The 19,508-nt window shown below is 57.7% G+C and carries 12 protein-coding genes; 4 read left to right on the top strand and 8 right to left on the bottom strand.

Annotated elements, in window-relative coordinates:
- Positions 1–13: 13 nt before the first annotated feature.
- The 5 genes from EDB95_RS09355 to EDB95_RS09335 all read right to left on the bottom strand — a co-directional run bounded on the left by EDB95_RS09355 (position 14) and on the right by EDB95_RS09335 (position 7,514).
- The gene (locus EDB95_RS09355) at positions 14–1,681 is read right to left on the bottom strand and encodes a RagB/SusD family nutrient uptake outer membrane protein (RefSeq protein ID WP_133992927.1); all 1,668 of its coding nucleotides are present in this window, start codon (positions 1,679–1,681) and stop codon (positions 14–16) included.
- A 26-nt stretch (positions 1,682–1,707) separates the two neighbouring features.
- A complete protein-coding gene (locus tag EDB95_RS09350) occupies positions 1,708–5,136 on the bottom strand; it encodes a TonB-dependent receptor (RefSeq protein ID WP_211352065.1) in 3,429 nt (1,142 codons plus the stop codon).
- A gap of 209 nt (positions 5,137–5,345) precedes the next feature.
- Positions 5,346–6,410 carry a FecR family protein gene (locus tag EDB95_RS09345; protein WP_133992925.1) on the bottom strand — a complete coding sequence of 355 codons (1,065 nt, stop codon included), beginning with the start codon at positions 6,408–6,410 and terminating at the stop codon, positions 5,346–5,348.
- Positions 6,411–6,513: 103 nt separating this feature from the next.
- A complete protein-coding gene (locus tag EDB95_RS09340; protein ID WP_133992922.1) occupies positions 6,514–7,074 on the bottom strand; it encodes an RNA polymerase sigma-70 factor in 561 nt (186 codons plus the stop codon).
- An 11-nt stretch (positions 7,075–7,085) separates the two neighbouring features.
- A complete protein-coding gene (locus EDB95_RS09335; protein WP_133992921.1) occupies positions 7,086–7,514 on the bottom strand; it encodes an SRPBCC family protein in 429 nt (142 codons plus the stop codon).
- A gap of 81 nt (positions 7,515–7,595) precedes the next feature.
- On the opposite strand from EDB95_RS09335, the gene EDB95_RS09330 reads away from it, so the two are divergent.
- A complete protein-coding gene (locus tag EDB95_RS09330) occupies positions 7,596–10,283 on the top strand; it encodes an ABC transporter permease (protein WP_133992919.1) in 2,688 nt (895 codons plus the stop codon).
- A 28-nt stretch (positions 10,284–10,311) separates the two neighbouring features.
- Here EDB95_RS09330 and EDB95_RS09325 read toward each other — a convergent pair whose 3' ends face one another.
- Positions 10,312–12,996: a glycoside hydrolase family 78 protein gene (locus tag EDB95_RS09325; protein WP_133992917.1), complete on the bottom strand. Its 2,685-nt coding sequence runs from the start codon at positions 12,994–12,996 to the stop codon at positions 10,312–10,314.
- A 110-nt stretch (positions 12,997–13,106) separates the two neighbouring features.
- Positions 13,107–13,886, bottom strand: coding sequence for an RMD1 family protein (locus EDB95_RS09320; RefSeq protein ID WP_133992915.1), 780 nt, complete (start codon positions 13,884–13,886; stop codon positions 13,107–13,109).
- Between the two features lie 43 nt (positions 13,887–13,929).
- On the opposite strand from EDB95_RS09320, the gene EDB95_RS09315 reads away from it, so the two are divergent.
- Positions 13,930–16,194 (top strand): B12-binding domain-containing radical SAM protein, encoded by a 2,265-nt coding sequence (locus EDB95_RS09315; RefSeq protein WP_133992913.1) that lies wholly within the window; start codon positions 13,930–13,932, stop codon positions 16,192–16,194.
- A gap of 75 nt (positions 16,195–16,269) precedes the next feature.
- On the opposite strand, the gene EDB95_RS27865 is transcribed toward EDB95_RS09315, so the two are convergent.
- On the bottom strand, positions 16,270–17,436 hold the full coding sequence (locus EDB95_RS27865; RefSeq protein ID WP_211352064.1) for a YXWGXW repeat-containing protein: 1,167 nt from the start codon (positions 17,434–17,436) through the stop codon (positions 16,270–16,272).
- Positions 17,437–17,581: 145 nt separating this feature from the next.
- Between EDB95_RS27865 and EDB95_RS09305 the strand changes: the two genes are divergently transcribed.
- Positions 17,582–18,406 carry an alpha/beta fold hydrolase gene (locus EDB95_RS09305; protein ID WP_133992911.1) on the top strand — a complete coding sequence of 275 codons (825 nt, stop codon included), beginning with the start codon at positions 17,582–17,584 and terminating at the stop codon, positions 18,404–18,406.
- Positions 18,403–19,506: a DUF1624 domain-containing protein gene (locus EDB95_RS09300; RefSeq protein WP_133992909.1), complete on the top strand. Its 1,104-nt coding sequence runs from the start codon at positions 18,403–18,405 to the stop codon at positions 19,504–19,506. The genes EDB95_RS09305 and EDB95_RS09300 overlap by 4 nt, the downstream gene beginning before the upstream one ends.
- The last annotated feature ends 2 nt before the right edge of the window (positions 19,507–19,508 follow it).

Genomic DNA, 19,508 nt, shown 5'->3' with positions numbered 1-19,508 from the left:
ACGACTGCGACGATTACCACCCCGGATTTTGTACGAGGTTGGGGTTAAGCGTTATTTCCCCCGTAGGTATGGGATAGAGATACATTTTATCGGCCCATACGCGGGCGGTGATGCTGGGATATACCCGCACATAGTTGTTGGCGTCGACCACGATGCTGCTTACCTGGCTGGCGGGGTATTCCGCCCGTACTTGCGGCAGGAGCTTGATCCCCAGGATGGTTTCGGGGTTGTTGATCAACGTACCGGCCTTCCAGCGGTGGAGGTCGTCAAAACGGAAGCCCTCGGCGCCCAGCTCCACGCGGCGCTCCCGGCGGATCTCGTCGATCAGGACGGGGACGTTGGGGAAGTGCGAATTGGGGTCGCGCACCAGGCTCGCGATGATCATGTGCGGCATGCCTACCCTGGCGCGGAGCAAATTGATGGTGCCGTCGATCACCGCCTGGGTGCAGGTGCCGAGCTCGGCCCTTGCCTCGGCGTCGATCAGGAGCGTTTCTGCGTAACGGAAAATAAAGAACTCCAGCGTAGACGCGTTGGCGTTCCAGTCGGTGATAAGGGAAGACCGGCCCTTGATGCACTGATAGCCGGTGGACGTAACGGTCGTCCCTATGCGCGGCAGGGAAATGGTGTCCCCGGCGAGGAAGTCAAAGCCGCGGGTGGCGATCTGCTGCTTCAAACGGGGATCCCTGTTGATGATTTCCTCGTCGAGAGAGTCGTCGCCCTTATATAAGGGGCTCAGGGCCGTGGGCAGCCCGTCCGTGCACAGGAAGTTGCGTACAAAGTCCTTGCTGTATCCGTCGCCGGACTCGCCCAGCGTACGGTCCACACCGTTCATAAGGACGTTGGTGCTGAACAGCATGGGCATGATGGCTTCGGGATTGGTGCTTAGGTCGTGCTGGATAAACAGGTTGTAATAATCGCTTCCGGGGTTACCCGTGCTGTACAGGCTGTACAAACCGGACGCCATGATCTGTTCCGCCGCCGCGGCCGCTGCTTGCAGGTAGGACGTCTGGTCCCCTACGCCAAAGTATTCCCGGTAGGTCCCTTCCCAGAGACATATCCTGGCTTTCAGTGCCAGGGCCTGGTACATATTGAGCCGGCCCTTGGCGGCATTGGCCGGGAGGGGCAGGTGGGCCACCGCAAAATTCAGGTAGTTAAGGACAGAATCCATGACCTGTTTGTGCGGTGTTCTGCCCGCATACAGGACGGACGTAGAAGTATCGGTAATGTAGGTATTGATAAAGGGCACGTCCCCGTACAACTTGACCTTGTTCCAGTAGTCGAGGGCCAGGAAAAAGTCGGTTTCACCTACATAGATGTTTTTAACGCTGTCGGTCACGGCCGCCTTTTGATAGTTGGCCAAAAAGAAGTTCAGCGTCCGGTTAAAGCTGAAATCCCAGGTTGTACCGGCCGCGGCGCTGGGGACGGTATACGTCCCCGCCAGGAATTGATTGATGGACTGGTTGGCCTTGTCGTCCGACGTATCGTCCGCATCCACGAAATTCTGGACGGGAAGTTTGCCGTAGTATTGGTTACAATACAGTTGCAGGTCGGTCTCATCCGTGAAGAAATTCTCCGGGCTGATGTTGCTGATGGGGTTCCGGTCCAGGAACTTTTCCCTTTTACAGGAGGCCAGGACAAGACCTCCGCCCAAAAGAATGTATATAAAGGATTTTGTTGTCATTGTTTACATTTTTTTGTGAACACTTGCTATAACGTAACCTGCAGACCAAAGGACACCGACTTGTTGACCGGGTAGGTATTGTACCCGCCCTGGTAGTTGGCGATCTCCGGATCGATACCCTTGAAGAGGGAGGTGATCGTAATCAGGTTGGCGCCGGTCACGTACACCCGTACCCTTTGTATGCTGTAACGGCCCAACAAGGCCTTGGGCAGGCTGTAGCCAAGGGTCAGCTGTTTGACGCGGGCAAAAGCGGCGTTTTGCAGGAATTTGGTTTGGGTTTGTTCATTCCCGTACCCCGCAAACCTTGGCCGGGCAAAGTATGCGTTCGGGTTGGATGGGCTCCAGCTGTTGGTGGCATAAGAATAGGGGATGCCGTATTCGTCGTAGGGAAAAGGATTGAAGACGTTGCTCTGCACCGGGTTGTATTTTGCCTTCAGGACCCCTTGGGCGAAGGCCGCAAAGTCAAAGCCTTTGTACGCCAGGTTGAGGTTTAACCCGAACTTGTACCGGGGCGTGGAATTGCCGATGATGCGCTGGTCGCCGGGGTTCGACACGGTATTGTTCCCGTAACCGATCTTCCCGTCGTGGTTCAGGTCGGCGTATTTGATGTCTCCCGCCAGCCACGTGTACCCCGCCAGGGCGGAATTGTCCACGGCCTGGGCCTCGGCGTCCGTTTTATAAAACCCTTGTGTGGTATAGCCCCAGATTTCTCCCAGTCTTTCGCCGACCCGGTAGGTACCGGAGGAGATGCTGCCGGTGGGGTTGCCCCCGTAGCGGGTGATGGTGCTGTAGTTGTCCGACAGACCCAGGGTGACGCTGTAGAACAGTTTTTTGTTCAGGACATTGTCCTTCCAGGTGATGCTCGCCTCCCAGCCGTTGGTCCGCAGGTCGGCGGCATTGGCCAGGGGAGCGCTGGTGCCCAACACCGCCGGCAGTTGGGCGCTGGGAACCAGGATGTCTTTTGTATAGCTGACAAAATAATCCAGGCTACCGCTCAAACGGTCGTTCAGCAGCGAATAGTCAAGACCGAGGTTTTGGGTTTCTACTTTTTCCCAGCTAAAATTAGGGCTCACCAAGGCGGGGGCTGCCACGGTAACGCCCGGCTGTCCGTTAAAGAGGTAGGGGACCGTGCCGGTGGTCATCGTCGCCAGGTAGGGATATTGGTAAAACGCGGATACGCCTGTCGGCGCCAATTGGTTGGGAAGGACCCCGTACGACGCCCGGATCTTCAGCTCGTCGATCTTGCCGCTCAGCCCCTTCATCCAGCTTTCCCGGGCAATATCCCAACCGGCGGAAGCGGAAGGAGAGAACACATACCGGTGGCTGGGCGAAAAACGGGACGTGCCGTCATAACGCCCATTGACCTCCAACATAAACCGCTGGTCATACACGTAGTTCACCCGGTAAAAGGTACCGACCAGGGCGTAGTCCGTTTCCTGACCCGTCACCGTGGGCTTGGGGTCGTTGTTCGCGCCGATGGCCGGTACCGAAGGATCGATCAGGTCGTGTGTAATGGAGGTATCCACCTTGTAGTGCTGGTATTCCTGGTTGTACCCACCCAGGACCTTGACGTAGTGTTTACCCCAGGTGTTTTCATAGGTCGCGTAGGCGTTGAGCGCCGTATAATAATTGTTTTGGGTGTACTGGCTGACCTGGGAGGGGTTTGTCCAAGGAAAAATATCCAGGAAGGCGCCATTCACACCGTACTCGTTAAAGGGGATCAGGTTGGCTTTGTCAAAGTCGGTAAAGGCGTTCCAGGTATAATCGCCGGTGACCGTCAGGTGCCGGACGGGTTTGAGGTTGACCCTGCCCGTGACCCAATAGTCGTTGCGGGTGTCGATGTCCCGGCCGGACAGCGTCAGGATCGCCACGGGGTTGGAATAGTTCCCTTGCCCCGAGAAGTGTCCGTCCGGGTTGTAGACCGGTTGCAATGGCCGAAGGTCACCGGGTATCCAGGAACCGTTGGTGGGGCCGCCCTGGCCGATCCGGGTCGCCGCGCCCTGGTTGTTGCTCGTATGGGTCATCGACATCGACAGGTCGGCGTTCAGCCAGGTAGTGATGTCCGAATTGATCTTGAGGCTGGGTGTATACCGCTGGTACACCTGCTTGGCCACCTTCTCCAGGCCGTCCTGGTCGAAATAGCCCATGCTCGCGACATAAGAAGTTTTCCCGGCGCTGTTGGACAAGGAGACAAAATGCTCCTGCTGGGGCGCCCAGCCGGGATACAATACTTTTACCCAGTCCGTATTACCGACATAGCGATAGCGATTGGGGTTCCCCGGGTCGACATAGGCGTCGGGGTTCTGCGCGGGGTTTGCGCGATAGGCGGCCGCCAGCGTGGAATCCGTGGCCGTCAGGGGATCGCTGCTGGTATACCCTCCCGTCGCGGCACCCGTCCGCTGGGCGCTGTTGAAAAGGTCGATGTACCCCTTCGAGTCTACGTATTTGGGCAGGTTCGTCGGCCGGGAGGTCGTGTAGGAACCGGAATAAGAGATCTGCGGTCCCGCTCCTCGCTTTGCGTTTTTGGTCGTGATCAGGATTACCCCATACGCCGCGCGTCCGCCATAGATGGCGGCGGAAGAGGCGTCTTTGAGTACCGTGATGCTTTCGACATTGTTGGGATCTATGAGGTTGGGGTCGCGCTGCACGCCGTCCACCAGGACCAGGGGAGACGTGTTGGCGTTGCCATTACTTTGGATGGTCGACAACCCCCGGATGTTGAACTTTGCTTCAATCCCCGGCTGCCCGCTACCCAGGTTGACGTTCAGGTTCGGGATCAACCCCACAAGGCCGTCGGCAAGGTTGACGATCGGCCGGTTCTCCAACTTGTCCGCGCCGACGGTAGCCACCGCACCCGTCAGGTTGACCCGCTTTTGGGTGCCATACCCGACGACGACCACTTCTTCCATCGACTTCGTCCCATGTAACAGCTCGATCCGGATCGAGGTTTGGCCCCCCACCTTCACCTCCTGTGTCAGGTAACCGACAAAGGAAAACACCAGCACGTCGTCGGGGGATGCATCGATTGTAAACTCACCGTTGGCATTGGTGGTCGTGCCCTTGTTCGAGCCCTTGACCGTAATGCTTGCACCCTGTATGGGCGCTCCCTGGTCGCCGGTAACCACACCGGTCACCGAGCGGAAGTTGTCCACCAGTCCACCGGTCGACAGCACGACCAGGTCTTTGCTATTGACCGTGTAGCGCAAACCCGTACCGGCCAGGATCTTGGTCATGACCTCGTCAATCCCGGCATTAATGACCCGGACCGTCAACCGGTCCTTTTCAAAGACCGGGTTGTCGCTGTATAAAAACCGGTAGTCGGAATTTTGTTCGATCAGCGTCAATACATCTCTTAAAGTTTCCTTTTTTGCCGTGAATGACATCGTTTTTTGTGAGTGGGCCCATAAGGTCATGTGCATGGCAAAAACAGTAGTAGCGACCAAAGAAACTCTCATAAACCATCTCGTTTTGGCGGAAAAGCCGGGCGCCCTCCGCAAGCAATTAGTTAGGGAGAAAATCATATCTTTATGATTGTTAGGTAAATAAATGGGGAACGCTCTAGCAGGGGCTCCCATTTCCTGGCAGTAAAAAGGAGGGGGATGTTGCAGCATCTCCCTTTCTCGTTGTGTACAGTCGGCTATTTCATGCAGTGGGTATTTGGTGATTAATGGCGTTTGCTTATCGTTACGACGCCCCGGTCCACTGTATAGTCGAAGGGCGAGAGTTGTTGTAAGGCGTTCAGGGCCTCCGCCAGGTTTTCTTTTTCCAGGGAACCTGTGATGAGAAGATTCCGCGAACCCGTGTCGCTGAAATTGATCTTCACCCCATACCAGCGCTCCATTTTCCAGGCCACGCTTTGAAAGGGTTCTTTTTGAAACACAAGACGGTCCTGCGTCCACACGATCTCGTTGATGCTGCTGTCCGCCGTGTTGGGTTTTATCCGGTCGAGCATCACGAACGAAGGCTCTTCCTTTGCCTTGCGGGTGTTTGCCGCCGGTGCTTTGCTAAACACGATCTTTTCATAGGGACGCATCAGGATCGTCCGTCCCGGATCCCCCGAAGAACTCACTTCTATGGACCCGCGGATCAGCGATGTTTCGATGGTCGAATCCGCCGCATACGCCCGGACGTTAAAGGCGGTACCCAGCACCGTAATGTGCACTGGACCCGCCTTGACCACCAACGGAACCGACTCGTTCCGGGCGACATCAAAATATGCTTCCCCCGTCAGGGTGATTTCCCTTTGACGGACGCCAAAGTCCCGGTTATAGCTGATCTGGCTGTTTTTGTTGAGCACCACAAACGTCCCGTCCGGCAACGTGATCCTCGTTTTTGACAAACTCGTCGCGACCTGGTTGGGTTTCTCCGCCGGCGGTGTTCCCGGGCGGCTGATCCGGTACAGCCAGAAGCCCGCGCCAATGAAAATCCCGATGACCATCGCCCAGACAAAACCCTGGCGTTTGTACAAGGGACGGACGGGCATGCCGAAATCGACCGGCTCTGTCTCTTTTTTCTCTATCCGGCTCGCGATCCATTCCCTGCTCCGGGCCTCATCCATGGCCGTCGTCAGCTTTTTCACCCCCAAATCCTCCGATCGCGTCAATATTTCATTGAGCTCCAGGGCATCACGATGTTCGCTCAGGAGCTGATCCAGTTCTTCCTGTTCCGGCCCCGAAAGGCCGTCGTTGTACTTTCGGGCTAATAGTTCCCATAACCTGGCTAAGGGCATAAGCGTGGCTTCTCCTTACAAGGAGACAGGTTGGGGGGGTGTACCCCCAAGGGGAGGAAAAATAATTTTTGGCGCGGTTGCGCCGCGCCGCTCGCGGGCCCGCTCACGCGAGCTTGAAGGGTATGCTGGCGCTGAGCTTCTTAAAAGCGATGCCCATCTGGTTCTCGACGGTTTTCTCCGAAATATGCAGTAGTTCGGCGACCTCCTTGTATTTGAGGTCGTTTTCCTTGACAAGGCGGAAGATCACCCGGCACTTGGGGGGCAGGGCTTTGATGGCTTCATTGATCACCCGGAGCATTTCGGAGGAGATGAGCATTTCGTGGGGGCCCCGCTCCAGGGCGCACTCCAGATTGGGGAGATCGTCAAAGGATTCCCAGGAGATGGAAGGCCGTTGCAGGTGCCGGAGCGCCTTATTGCGGGCGCAGACAAACAGGTAGGCCACGGGGCGGGACACGTCCAGGAGCAGGGCGCGTTTTTCCCATATATCTACAAAGACGTCGCTGGCGAGCTCTTCGGCGGTTTCCTTTACGCGGACCAGGGAAAGGGTAAAAGCAAAAAGACGGGGATAGTATAGAGCATGCAAACGCCAAAGCGCTGCCTCGCTGCCGTGCACCGACAATTCACGGAAAATAGCAAGCGTATCCTTGTCAGATGGCGAAGACATTTGCTACCAAGTTAACTATATTCCACGAATTTCGGCAGGGACGTCCCGATAATCTGTGTCCAGCCCACCACAAAATTGCCCTTGGCAAAGTCACCGGTTTCTTGCGGGAAGGTCTCCAGCCCGGTATGTGTCAGATGCACACGTGTTTTGCCGTCTTGTTCAAAAAGCTCGATGGTGACAAGGGAATCCCCGGTATAACCGTCGTACCGCCATGTATACGCAATCTTCCGCTCCGGGATCGCTTCGGTTACCCGGCACAGATGGAGGAACCTTTTATCGTCCTTGCCCCCGGAAAACGAAAACTCGAACCCCACCACCGGTTGGAAGTCCGAGACATCGAAATACCACTCTTTCATTTGGGCTTTGTCGGTAAGGGCCTTCCAGACCCTGGAGACCGGTGCATTGATCAGTCTTTCGACGATGACGGGCGCGTTTTCCATGCTTCAAATATAGGTAACTATTCGGTTACGTAAAAAAAATTAAGGCCCCTCCGCCGCCGCAAAGTTGTATTTTTCGGTGCCATGAAGGACAAGGACTACATCTGGCGGCTGATTGCCCGGAAACTCTCCGGGGAAGCCACGGAGGAAGAGCTTAGGGAACTTTCCGCACTCCTGGAAGAAGACGGGGGCCGGCAGTTTTCCCTGCAGCTCCTTGAGGCCTTGTGGGGGCTTGATGAAAACGGCGAGGGCGCCGACGAGGCCGTGGACAGGCTTCAGCTGAGGCTGGATGCGCTCGACGAAGATCCGCTGGGCGCGGAGCCGGCGACCCCGCGCGGGGGCCGCCCCGCCGGCGCGGTATCCGCCTGGTCCGCCGGCCGAAGGCCCCCCGCGCGGTGGCTCCCCGCCAAAAGCGTGCTCCGCACCCAGTTCAAGACCACTTACCGCAACCTTCTTCGCAGCAAGGTCTTTTCCCTGATCAATATCCTGGGGCTGGCCCTGGGTATGGCCGCCGCCACCCTGCTCCTGATCGTCATCCGCAACAACCTAACCTACGACCGTTTTCATAAAAACGAGGACCGGATCTACCAGGTCATGGACAAGGCAATGATCGACGGCAGGCTGGAATGCTGGGGAAGCACGCCCATGCCCCTTGCCCCGGTCCTCCGGTCGCAATACCCCGAAGTCGAAAGGGTGGCCCGTACGGAGTGGGTTGGTTCCTTCCTTTTTAACGTGGGGGACGACCACTTGCGGGCCTGGGGATACTTAACGGACAACGACTTCCTTTCCATCTTCAGCCTCCCCCTCCAGGAAGGCGACCCGGCCACGGCCCTGGCCAGGCCACACTCCATTGTCCTCACCCAGGCGCTATCCAAAAAAATATTCGGAGACGCCGATCCGCTGGGAAAGACCGTCAGCCTCGACAGCAACCAGCTTTTTACCGTGACCGGGCTTTTAAAACCGGTGCCTGCCAACAGCCGGTTCAGTTTCAGCTATCTCGTTCCCTGGTCCTATATGAAGGAAATCGGTTGGGAAAACCACGATTGGATCAACAACAGCGTCATCACTTATGTGCTCCTCAAACCGGGCGTGACGGAGCAAACAGCCGACCGGCTTTTTTCGTCGATCACCGCGATCAACGACCCTTCCGTAGCCAACCAGCTTTTCCTCCATCCCATCAAAAAGTGGCGGCTGTATTCCAATTTTGTAGACGGCGTCGCAACAGGGGGGATGATCAATTTCGTAAAGACCCTGGGTGTGCTCGCCGCCTTTATCCTCTTAATCGCCTGTGTCAATTACATGAACCTGAGTACGGCCAGGAGCATGCGCCGCGCCAGGGAAGTGGGTATCCGGAAGGTCATGGGGGCGGGGAAGGGCGCCCTTGTCTGGCAGTTCCTGGGGGAATCCATCCTGGTGGCCGCCATGGGCGGTCTGATCGCGCTGGGCGTCGCCCATTTGTGTATGGACCGGTTCGACAAACTGATCGATGAAACTTTCACCATCCCATACACCGATCCCTGGTTCTGGGTCTTCGCGGTGGGGTTTGTCTTGTTCACCGGCATGATCGCGGGCAGTTACCCGGCGTTTTACCTCAGCAGCTATCAACCCATACAAGTGCTGAAAGGCACGTTCAAAAGTGCATTTGGCCTGGTTACGCCCCGGAAGGTGCTCGTCGTCTTTCAGTTTACCATTGCCATTGCCCTGGTGATTTGTACCATCGTCATTTACCGGCAGGTCTGGTTCGCCCGTCACCGGGATGCGGGATATGCGCAGGAAAACCTGCTGTTTATATACATCAACGGCGACATCAGGAAAAACCTGGCCGCCATCGAAACCGGTATGCAAACCTCGGGAGCCATTACCGGCTTTACAAAAACCAATGCCCCCGTCACCGATGCCTGGAACGACATTTCCGATTTTCATTGGACGGGCCAGCCCGCCGGAACACGCCAGGATTTTACGTATTATCTGGAGGACCGGAACTTTGCCTCGACCATCGGTCTGCGCGTACTCCAGGGACGGGACATCGACGTCCTCCGCTACCCTTCGGATACAAACGCCCTGGTGCTGACGGAAGCGGCGCTGCACACCATGGGTTTTAAAAAGCCCCTGGGACAGGTCGTCACCATGGGTTCGTGCCGGTTCCACGTCGTCGGTGTCGTGAAAGACTTTATACACGGCTCCCCCTACTACCCGGTCTGGCCGACGGTCATCGCGGGAACCACCCAATTCTTCGGCGCGCTCACCTTCCGGCTGAACCCACTTCGTAACACGGAAGAAAACCTTGCCCGGATAGAAGAGGTCTTTAAAAAGTATAATCCCGGCTACCCCTTCGAATATAAATTCGTGGACGAGGAATACGGCCATAAATTCAGGGAAGAGCAACACCTCGGCACCCTGGCCGCGATCTTTAGCGGTCTGGCGATCTGTATTTCGTTCCTGGGTCTTTTTGCCCTGGCCGCCTACATGGCCGAGAGCCGGATCCGCGAGATCGGCATCCGCCGCGTTTTGGGCGCGACCATCGCCAACATCGCCACGCTTCTCTCCAAGGACTTTATGAAGCTGATCGTGATTGCCTTCGTCATCGCGTCTCCCCTCGCCTGGTGGGCCATGCACGCCTGGCTTTCGGAGTACACTTACCGGGTAAGCGTCAGCTGGTGGCTGTTTGCTTTGACCGGTATCGCGTCTTTCACGATCGCCCTGTGCACCGTTGCGTACCAGGCGGTGCGGTCGGCGCGGGTAAGTCCGGCGGAGAGTCTGAAGGTGGAGTAACCGCGCGGCGCCTGCCAGCCACGACGCTCTACCGCGGCGCGCTGAACGTATAGTCTCCGCTTCCCACTTCTACGACGGCGTACCCATCCTCCATGCCTTTGACGGTCACACCCGCGGACGCGCTCAACGCCCCCGCGCCCTCACGCACCGCGTCGACAGACGAGGCCGGGATATAGACCGTCGCGGATGTGTTTACGGGGACGGTCACGTGGAGCGTGAACTGCCCGCCCGCGATGATCCACGAACTCGCGATGGTCCCGTAGTTCACCGCATAGGTGGCCTCGGCGGAGGTGAGACGCCCGCCGGGATGGGGTTTGATGACGATGTGTTTGTACCCGGGCGCATCGGTATAGGTATCGATACCGGAAACGACACGGTACAACCAGTCCCCGATCGCGCCGTAGGCGTAGTGGTTAAACGAATTCATACCGGGCGTTTCGAAGGTGCCGTCGGTCTTTATGCCATCCCAGCGCTCCCAAATGGTGGTGGCGCCCATTTTGATGGGATACAGCCAGGAGGGATAGGTATCCTGGAAAAGCAATTGATACGCCACGTCGGTGTGTCCGAACCGGGTCAGCACATGACAGAGGTAGGGTGTACCCAAAAAGCCGGTGGTGAGGTGGTTGTTATAGGCGCGGATGTTGCCGACCAGGCGGTCGGCAGCCTGTGCCCGCAGGGACTCGGGGAGCATGTCGAACTGGAGCGCCAGGACATAAGCGGTTTGGGTGGGAGACACCATCCGTCCGTTGGGGGTCACGTATTCGTGCATAAAGGCGTCCTTAATCCGCGCCAGCAAATCTGTATACGTCGCGACGTCTTCGGTCCTGCCGAGAACCCGGGCCGCATCGATGAGCAACTGGGTCGAGTGCGCATAAAAGCACTGCGCGATCAGGTACTTATCGGTAACGGCAGCCCGACCGTCGTTATCGTCGGCAGGGCTATAGTATAACCAGTCTCCAAAGTGGCTGCCGGTGTTCCAAAGGTCGTTCCGGCTCACCTTATGGATGTATTCCACCCACGCCTTCATGCTGGGGTACTGGTTGCGGAGGACCTGGGTGTCTCCATAAGCGAGGTATACGTTCCACGGCATGATGGTGGACACGTCCGCCCAACCCGCGGACCCAAAAACACCGTCAATCACGTTGGGGATCACTGGGGGTACGATGCCCTCGGCGGTCTGGTCCGCGCTCACGTCCTGGAGCCATTTGACAAAAAAGTTATGGGCGTTCCGGTTAAAGGTGGCGGTGCGCGAAAAGACCTGGGCGTCACCCGTCCACCCCAGACGTTCGTCCCGCTGGGGACAGTCGGTGGGGACGTCCAGGAAATTCCCTTTTTGCCCCCACTGAATGTTGTGCTGGAGCTGGTTGATCATCGTATCGGAGCAATGAAAAGAACCCGTCAGCGGCATATCGGAGTAAAGGGCGACCGCTTGAAAGTCTTCCAGCCGGACGGGACCCGGATATTGATCCAGGCGCACATACCGGAAACCGTGGAAGGTAAAGTGCGGCTCCAGGACCTGTTCTCCACCACGGAGCACGTACGAATCCTGTGCCTTAGCCGAGCGGAGGTTATCCGTATAAAAGTTGCCGGCCTTGTCCAACACTTCCGCGTGGGAAAGGATGACCGAGTCTCCGGGTTTTCCCGAGATCTTTACAACCACCCAGCCTACGAGGTTCTGGCCAAAATCAAGGACGTGTTCGCCTTTGGGCGTGGTGATCACGCTGACCGGGGTAAAGGTTTCGTGTTTGCGGACCGGTTCGTTATGGGTGGCGATCAGTGTTGTTTTGGGAAAATCCCGAAGGGCGACCGGGCTCCAGGAAGCATCATCATACCCGGGCTTGTCCCAGCCGGTTTTGTCGAGGCGGGTGTCGATGGTTTCCCCGTCGTAAATGGTGGCGCTGAGGATGCTGCCCGGGCTGGATTTCCAGGTATCGCCGGTGCCGATCCTTTCGGTGGTTCCGTCTGTATAGGTGAGCTCCAACTGTGCCAGAAGACCGTTTTCCTTGCCATAATGATCCCCTACCCTCGGGAAACCCAGGGGGGACCGGAACCAACCCAGACCGACGGTAACCCCGAGGGCGTTGTCGCCCTGGCGAAGCAGACCGGTGACGTCGTACACCTGGTATTCCAGGCGTTTATTATAGCTGGTCCAGCCCGGCGCCAGGTAGGCGTCCCCCACCCGTTGCCCGTTGATCCTTGCTTCATACATCCCATGGACGGTGATAAAAAGGGTTGCCTCCCGGATTTTTTTGCCGGCTTGAAAAGTTTTCCTGAAAAGGGGCGCATTCCCGTTGTCCACACCGGGGACGATCCACTGGGCCGTCCAATCGGAAGGGGTGAGTAACCCCATCCGCCAAAACGTTTTCGCACTCCAGGGAGAGGTGTGCCCCCGGTTATCCCATACCCGTACCTGCCAGGAATATCCCTGCGCGGACACCAGCGGGGCCCCTGCATACGCCACATAAACAGACGCGTCCGAGGCGACTTTACCGGTTTCCCAAACCACCTTCTTGTCTTTTTCCACCTTTACCTCGTAGGCTGTCTGGAGGACGCCCCTACCCCCCTCCTGAAGTTCCCAGCCCAGCCGGGGGTGCAGGTTGTCGACACCTAGGGGATCGGAAAGGCCTTCACAAGTAAGATGGGTAACACGCAACTGGGCGCCGGCCGCCAGGCAAGTCGCCAGGAGCGGGAGACATAAGACAAGCTTTCTCATGGCCTAAATTACCGGGAAATTTGGCAATGGGGCAACCTGCCCTTACCTGCCCGGGCGCAACCCGCTCGTTGCCGCGGTGCGGGCGCCGCGTGCGGCCTGGCGGCGCGGGCCTACTTAAATATCTTATCGATGAGCAGATTCAACACTTCCAGGAATACGAGCACGATGATGATCCACTCCAGGAAGGTGCTGTTGCGGTATTGGAGCAGATCCTTGAACAGGTCGAGGTTTTCCTTGATGATCTCCAGGCCCTCGCGGATGTCCCGGAAGCGCTCCTGGAGGTCGAAGGTGGCTTTCAATCCCTGGTCGATCTTGTTGAGTTGCTCGTCCTCCCAGGTTTCCGGGGGCGAGTCGAAGACATACAGGTTTTCGGAGATGCGGTTTTTGAGGTTGAGGGTCTTGGCGATGTAGCGCGTGAGGTTGTTACCGGAAATATCCAGCTTTCCCTTTTTCTCCAGAACCTGGGTGTGGGCGTTTGTTTCCTCCTGGAGCCGCTCGGTCAGTTCCGAGTAGTAATCCAGCGCCACAGATTGGGACACATTGAGCATAACCAGCCGGAGCGCCTGGACGTCCGCGCCCGCCAGTTCGATCTTGTTGTATCCTATGCGCGGCTCCCTCGCGTTGACGTCCACTTCAAACTCTTCGCTGAACTGGGCTTCGAGCAGGTTTTTGCTATAGGGGGCGATCTTTTCGATAAAAGCGCGGATACCCGCTGCGTCGACGTTGATAAAACAAACGACACCGTATTTGAACACGTAGGTAAAGGACTGTGCACCTGTTTTATAAAACAGCTCGGCTGCATCGAACTGGTAGATATCCTCCTTGTACATTGACCGGAACGAACGGATGTCAATACTGTCCGCTACCTGGTAGGATTGGACCTTGAGCATAGGGGGAAAATTACGTTAACTTTGCCGCATAAACGAGACCATTTTGGAGGCCCCCGTCTTTCTGTTCACACCGCCCTTTACCCAGTTGAATACGCCCTACCCGGCGACGGCCTATCTGAAGGGCTTTCTGAATACCAAGGGCATTCCTTCGGTGCAGGCGGACCTGGGTATAGAGGTTACGCTGGCGATCTTCTCCAAGGAGGGGTTGGGGGCGCTTTTCGCGCATATCAAGGCGAGCGGCGGAGCCGCAACGGCGGCTGCCGCGGCGCGCTCTGCGAACGCCACCCGCATCCTCGCGCTGGAAGACGCGTATCTGCGCACCATCACGCAGGTGGTGCGCTTCCTGCAGGGCAAGGCGCCCACGATGGCGCACCTCATCGCGCAGCGAAACTTCCTGCCGGAGGCGTCACGGTTTGCACAGTTGGAAGACCTGGGCTGGGCGTTTGGCCAGATGGGGATACAGGACAAGGCCAAACACCTGGCGACCCTATACCTCGAAGACCTGGCGGACCTCATGACGGAGTGCGTCGACCCGCACTTTGGGTTTAGCCGGTATGCGGAGCGGCTGGCGCGGTCGGCAGGGAGCTTTGACGAGCTGTATGAAGCGCTACGGGGTGAGCCGACCTATACCGATCACCTGCTGCTGCGGACGCTGGAGGGGTATATGGAAAGGGTCCGGCCGTGTCTGGTCGCCATATCGGTGCCCTTCCCGGGGAACCTGTATGCGGCGCTTCGTTGCGGCGCCTGGATCAAAAAACACCATCCCGGTGTTCGGGTGGCGATGGGGGGTGGTTTCCCCAATACGGAACTGCGTTCGCTGGCGGATCCGAGGGTTTTCGAATTCGTGGATTTCATCACCCTCGACGACGGGGAAGCGCCGCTGGAAAACCTCTACCGGCATGTCTGCGGTGCGTTGTCGGCGGGGACTGGGCTGAAACGCACCTGGACCCTGGAAAACGGCGCCGTCACCTTTGTCAATAACGACAGCCATCCTGACTATAAGCAGGCCCAAACGGGCACACCGGACTATGACGACCTTTGGCTGGACCGGTATATATCGGCGATCGAGATCGCCAACCCGATGCACAGCCTTTGGAACGACGGGCGTTGGAACAAGCTCACGATGGCCCACGGCTGCTACTGGGGGAAGTGTACGTTTTGCGACATTTCCCTGGATTATATACGCCTATACGAGCCCTTAACGGCCAAGCTCCTGTGCGACCGCATGGAGGAGCTGATGGAGCGGACGGGGCAAAACGGGTTCCACTTCGTGGACGAGGCGGCGCCGCCTTCGCTGATGAAGGCCCTCGCGCTGGAAATCATCCGGCGCCGCCTGACAGTGTCGTGGTGGACCAATATCCGTTTTGAAAAAAGCTTTACGAAAGACCTTTGCCAGTTATTGCGGGCGTCGGGTTGTATCGCAGTATCGGGCGGGTTGGAGGTGGCTTCCGACCGTCTCCTGGAACTCATCCGCAAAGGGACCACGGTGGCCCAGGTGGCAAGGGTCTGCCGGAATTTTAGCCTGAGCGGGATCATGGTCCATGCCTACCTGATGTATGGCTTTCCCACCCAAACGGCCCAGGAGACCATCGACTCCCTGGAAGTGGTCCGGCAGCTTTTTGCGGCGGGGGTGCTTCGGTCGGGTTTCTGGCATTTGTTTACGATGACGGCCCACAGCCCCGTGGGTATGGCCCCGGAAAATTTCGGCGTGGAAAAAGTGGGGCCGGCCGCGGCCCATGCGGAGGGCAGCGCGCCGCGGGCAGAGGGCGGCGGCCTCTGGGTCGAGGGGCCCTTTGCCAACAATGACATCCCGCACCGCGACCCGAAGGGTACCGACCACGAAGCCTTTGGGTACGGTCTCGCCAAGTCGCTGCTCAATTATATGCACGGGGCCTGTTTCGACTACCCGTTGCAAAAATGGTTTGACTTCAAGGTACCTTCCACAAAACTCCCGCCCCAGTATATCCAGCAGATCCTGGAGGAAGAAGAATACCAACCCGCCGCACCCAACGCGAAAGTGGTCTGGCTGGGCGGGAAACCTTCCGTTCGCCATTTTACAAAATCCAAAAAGGGACAGCATTGGGAGATGAGCGAGCTCGTCTTCGAACACCTCCAGGAGACGTTCAGGCTAAGCGTGGGACAACTCCAGGGGGAGTGGCTGGCGGGGATCCTGGAGACGCTTCACCATCCGGTCTCCCTCCAGGAGATCAGGGAGAGTTATGAGCGCGCGGGGCTGGGCGATTTCGAATTGTTTTGGGACAACAAACCCGTGACCGGTCTGCGCAGGCTTGGCCTGCTCAGGATCTGATCACGGGTTTGTAGGGTCCGGGGCGCGCGCCCGGCGGAAGCCGCGGCGCCGAACCGAAGCCTAGGCTTCGGTTATCTAGCGATGCCCATGGTGCTCACCGCCGCCGCCGGGGTGTCCCTGGGGCGCCTGACGTACAGGGGCCGGACGGGACATGGGGGCTGGACGGGACATGGGCGCCGGGTGGGACTCACGCATCGGCTGCTGCTGGTGCTGCGGAGGTGCCTGGCGAGGCGCTTGATGGACCGGGGCCGGGTGATAGGCGTTGGGGTGCTGACCACCGGGTTGCCCGCCTTGATGGACCGGGGCCGGGTGGTAGGCCTGGCCGCCACCGGGGTGCGAACCGTTAGGATTGCCACCCGGGCGCCCGCCGTTGGGGTTGCCGCCGGGGTGCGATCCACCGGGATTGTTGCCCGGACGCGTAGCAGCCGCGTTGGCGTGCATCCCACCGGGTTGTCCCCCTCCGGGCTGCCCGCCAGGGCGCGCTGCGTTATTGCGCGGCTGATAGGCCGTAGCCGGTGCCGAATGCCCCTGGGAACCAAAGTGATTACCCCCTACCCTGTTCATCGCGGTGATGGCGGGACGGCCGTGGTTGGCCGAGGCGAAGGCATTCCGGTCCTGGCTGGCGGTATGGTTGTGGTTGAACTGCTCGGTAGTCGGTTGGACGTGCCGGTCATTTGCAAAGGAACGTTCTTGCGCGTTGGGTTGGCGGTCGATACCGCCGGGGCCGTTAAAGCTTGCGCGGTTGTTGATGACCGTGGTATTGTTGATGACGGTCCGGTCGATATACGTGTTGTGGATGACGGTCGTGTTGACGTTCACCACGGCGGTATTATAGCGGTATACGCCGCCGGACCAGCCGCCGCCGATAAACCCGACACCGCCGTAGCCGCCACCGTAGTTACAGCCACCGTAGAAACCGACGTGCATCCCCCAATAACCGCCGTGCCAGCCATACACGCCGCCGGCAAAACCCCAATAGCCCGGGGTCCACAAAAAGCCGGGTTGAGGAGGGGCAATCCAAACACCCGGTACCCAATAGTACCCGTCGTCGTCATCGTAGGCCCAGTAACCCGGGGTCCACAGATACCCTTGCACGGGGCAAGGGGGTTGTACATATACCGGAAGGGCCGGAGGGGCCGTCCGGATGACCACGCCAACGGAGACGCTGAACTGAGCAGACGCACTCGACGCCAAAAGGGCGGGAGAGAAGGCGAACGCTGCGTATAATAGATACTTTTTCATAACACAATAGATAGATGAAACTTATACTATTTACAGGATATAATCCAACTATTATGCCATCAATATTTCCTGTGGGTATTAAACCTTTGGGATAAAAAAGCATCCTCCGGGACAAATAATGCTTATTTTGAATAAAAGCCGGGTTATGAAGTTCTTTGTCCTGGTCCTCTTCTTATTATGCAGCGCGGGCGGATACGCCCAGGTCTCTTACGGCAACAACCCCGCTGCGGGCCACTTCCTGTCTACCAGGGGGATCCGCCTGTATTATGAAGTCTACGGGGAGGGAGCACCCGTTCTTTTGCTCCATGGCAACGGGGGATCGATCAGCAATATGGGTGGTCAAATTCCTTTTTTTTCACAACAATTTAAGGTCATTGCGGTCGACACCCGCGCCCACGGCAAATCCACGGACCCCTCGGATTCCCTGAGCTTCGAAATGATCGCCGACGACTTCAGCGCCCTGCTGGACAGCCTCCACCTTGACAGCTGCAACGTAATCGGCTGGAGCGACGGGGGTATAGATGGCCTCGTGCTGGCGATCCGTCACCCGGATAAAGTCAGGCGTCTGGCCATCACGGGCGCGAACCTTTGGCCGGATACGACCGGGTTGACGCCTTTCGTGTTCCATTTGATGGAAAAAGAAGCCGCCCGCCTAAGCAGTCAGCCCCAAAAACCGAATACGAAAAACGCGTTAAAAATCATCAACCTCGACCTTTACCAGCCGCACATCACGCTGGACCAGTTGCATACGATCCAGTGCCCGTCGCTGGTGATCGGCGGTGACCACGACGTCATCCCGGTGCTGCATACGGTATTGATTGCTCAAAATATTCCGCAGTCGTATTGTTGGATCATCCCCAATTCGGGACACTCGACACCCGTATACAAACGGGAGCTGTTTAACAAGACGATCCTGGACTTTTTTAACAAACCTTACCGGGTGATTGCGGGTGTCGCCACCTTCCAATGAAACGCATCCACTCCATAGACATCGTCCGGGGCCTGGTCATGATCCTCATGGCCCTTGACCATACGCGAGACCTGATGCACGCGAGCAACATCAACCCGCTCGACGTGGACAAGACTACCCCCCTGCTTTTCTTCACACGCTGGATCACGCACCTTTGCGCCCCTACTTTCGTTTTCCTGTCGGGCACCTCGGCCTACCTGGGCTCGCGGAAGGACTTCCTTTCGGCGAGGCGGTTCCTGGTGACGCGGGGCCTTTGGTTGATCATCCTCGAAGTCACATTGATCAATTTTCTTTTTTGGGCGGATATTCATTTCCGCATCCTTTTCCTCCAGGTGATCTTTGCCATCGGCGCCGGGTTCCTGTTGCTGTCCCTCTTGCTCCGGGTGCAAGCCCGGTGGCTGGCGGTTCTTGGCCTCGTCCTCATTGCCGGTCATAACCTGGTGAAAGGGGGTGGACCATTCGACTTTCTTTTCTTTACCTCCATTACGCAGGTGACACCTCATTTTACTTTTGCCTACCTATATCCGGTGCTGCCCTGGTTTGGAATCATGCTCACGGGGTTTGCCTGCGGGCCCCTGTTCCTCCGGGAACATCGCGGGCGTTTATTTCTCGGCATCGGGGTGGCGGCACTCGCGTTGTTTGCCCTTCTTCGCTGGATCAACCGGTACGGGGATCCCTTCCCATGGACGGCCGATCATGCCTTCCTTTCTTTTATGAACGTCACCAAGAATCCTCCTTCGCTGTTGTATACCCTCGTGACGTTGGGTATCATGTTCCTGCTCCTGGCCGCGGCGGAAGGCAGGGATAACCGGTTCACCCGTTTCCTGGAGGTCTATGGACGGGTACCGATGTATTACTACCTCTGGCATATTTTCCTCATCCACACGGCCATGTTCATCATGGATTTTGCGCTGGGATTTGGACCCAAAGATCTCGTCTTCGGTCCCTTTCTTTTCGGGAATCCTCCGGGGGCGGGGATTTCGCTGGGCGGGGTGTACCTCGTGTGGATCGCTGTCGTGGCGGTGGCGTATCCGATTTGTGTGCGATGGGGGCGCTATAAGGCAGCACACCGGGAGAATGTATGGCTGCGGTACCTGTGAGG

Origin of the sequence: Dinghuibacter silviterrae (assembly GCF_004366355.1) — a bacterium.
Taxonomy (GTDB): Bacteria; Bacteroidota; Bacteroidia; order Chitinophagales; family Chitinophagaceae; genus Dinghuibacter; species Dinghuibacter silviterrae.
Note: the sequence above shows the minus strand (reverse complement) of the source record. Positions and strands in the feature narration are given on the sequence as shown.

What these genes read in the sequence shown, in the direction of transcription:
- EDB95_RS09355 (WP_133992927.1), bottom strand. Translation starts at nt 1,681, where the DNA reads ATGACAACAAAATCCTTTATATACATTCTTTTGGGCGGAGGTCTTGTC.
- EDB95_RS09350 (WP_211352065.1), bottom strand. Translation starts at nt 5,136, where the DNA reads ATGAGAGTTTCTTTGGTCGCTACTACTGTTTTTGCCATGCACATGACC.
- EDB95_RS09345 (WP_133992925.1), bottom strand. Translation starts at nt 6,410, where the DNA reads ATGCCCTTAGCCAGGTTATGGGAACTATTAGCCCGAAAGTACAACGAC.
- EDB95_RS09340 (WP_133992922.1), bottom strand. Translation starts at nt 7,074, where the DNA reads ATGTCTTCGCCATCTGACAAGGATACGCTTGCTATTTTCCGTGAATTG.
- EDB95_RS09335 (WP_133992921.1), bottom strand. Translation starts at nt 7,514, where the DNA reads ATGGAAAACGCGCCCGTCATCGTCGAAAGACTGATCAATGCACCGGTC.
- EDB95_RS09330 (WP_133992919.1), top strand. Translation starts at nt 7,596, where the DNA reads ATGAAGGACAAGGACTACATCTGGCGGCTGATTGCCCGGAAACTCTCC.
- EDB95_RS09325 (WP_133992917.1), bottom strand. Translation starts at nt 12,996, where the DNA reads ATGAGAAAGCTTGTCTTATGTCTCCCGCTCCTGGCGACTTGCCTGGCG.
- EDB95_RS09320 (WP_133992915.1), bottom strand. Translation starts at nt 13,886, where the DNA reads ATGCTCAAGGTCCAATCCTACCAGGTAGCGGACAGTATTGACATCCGT.
- EDB95_RS27865 (WP_211352064.1), bottom strand. Translation starts at nt 17,436, where the DNA reads ATGAAAAAGTATCTATTATACGCAGCGTTCGCCTTCTCTCCCGCCCTT.
- EDB95_RS09305 (WP_133992911.1), top strand. Translation starts at nt 17,582, where the DNA reads ATGAAGTTCTTTGTCCTGGTCCTCTTCTTATTATGCAGCGCGGGCGGA.
- EDB95_RS09300 (WP_133992909.1), top strand. Translation starts at nt 18,403, where the DNA reads ATGAAACGCATCCACTCCATAGACATCGTCCGGGGCCTGGTCATGATC.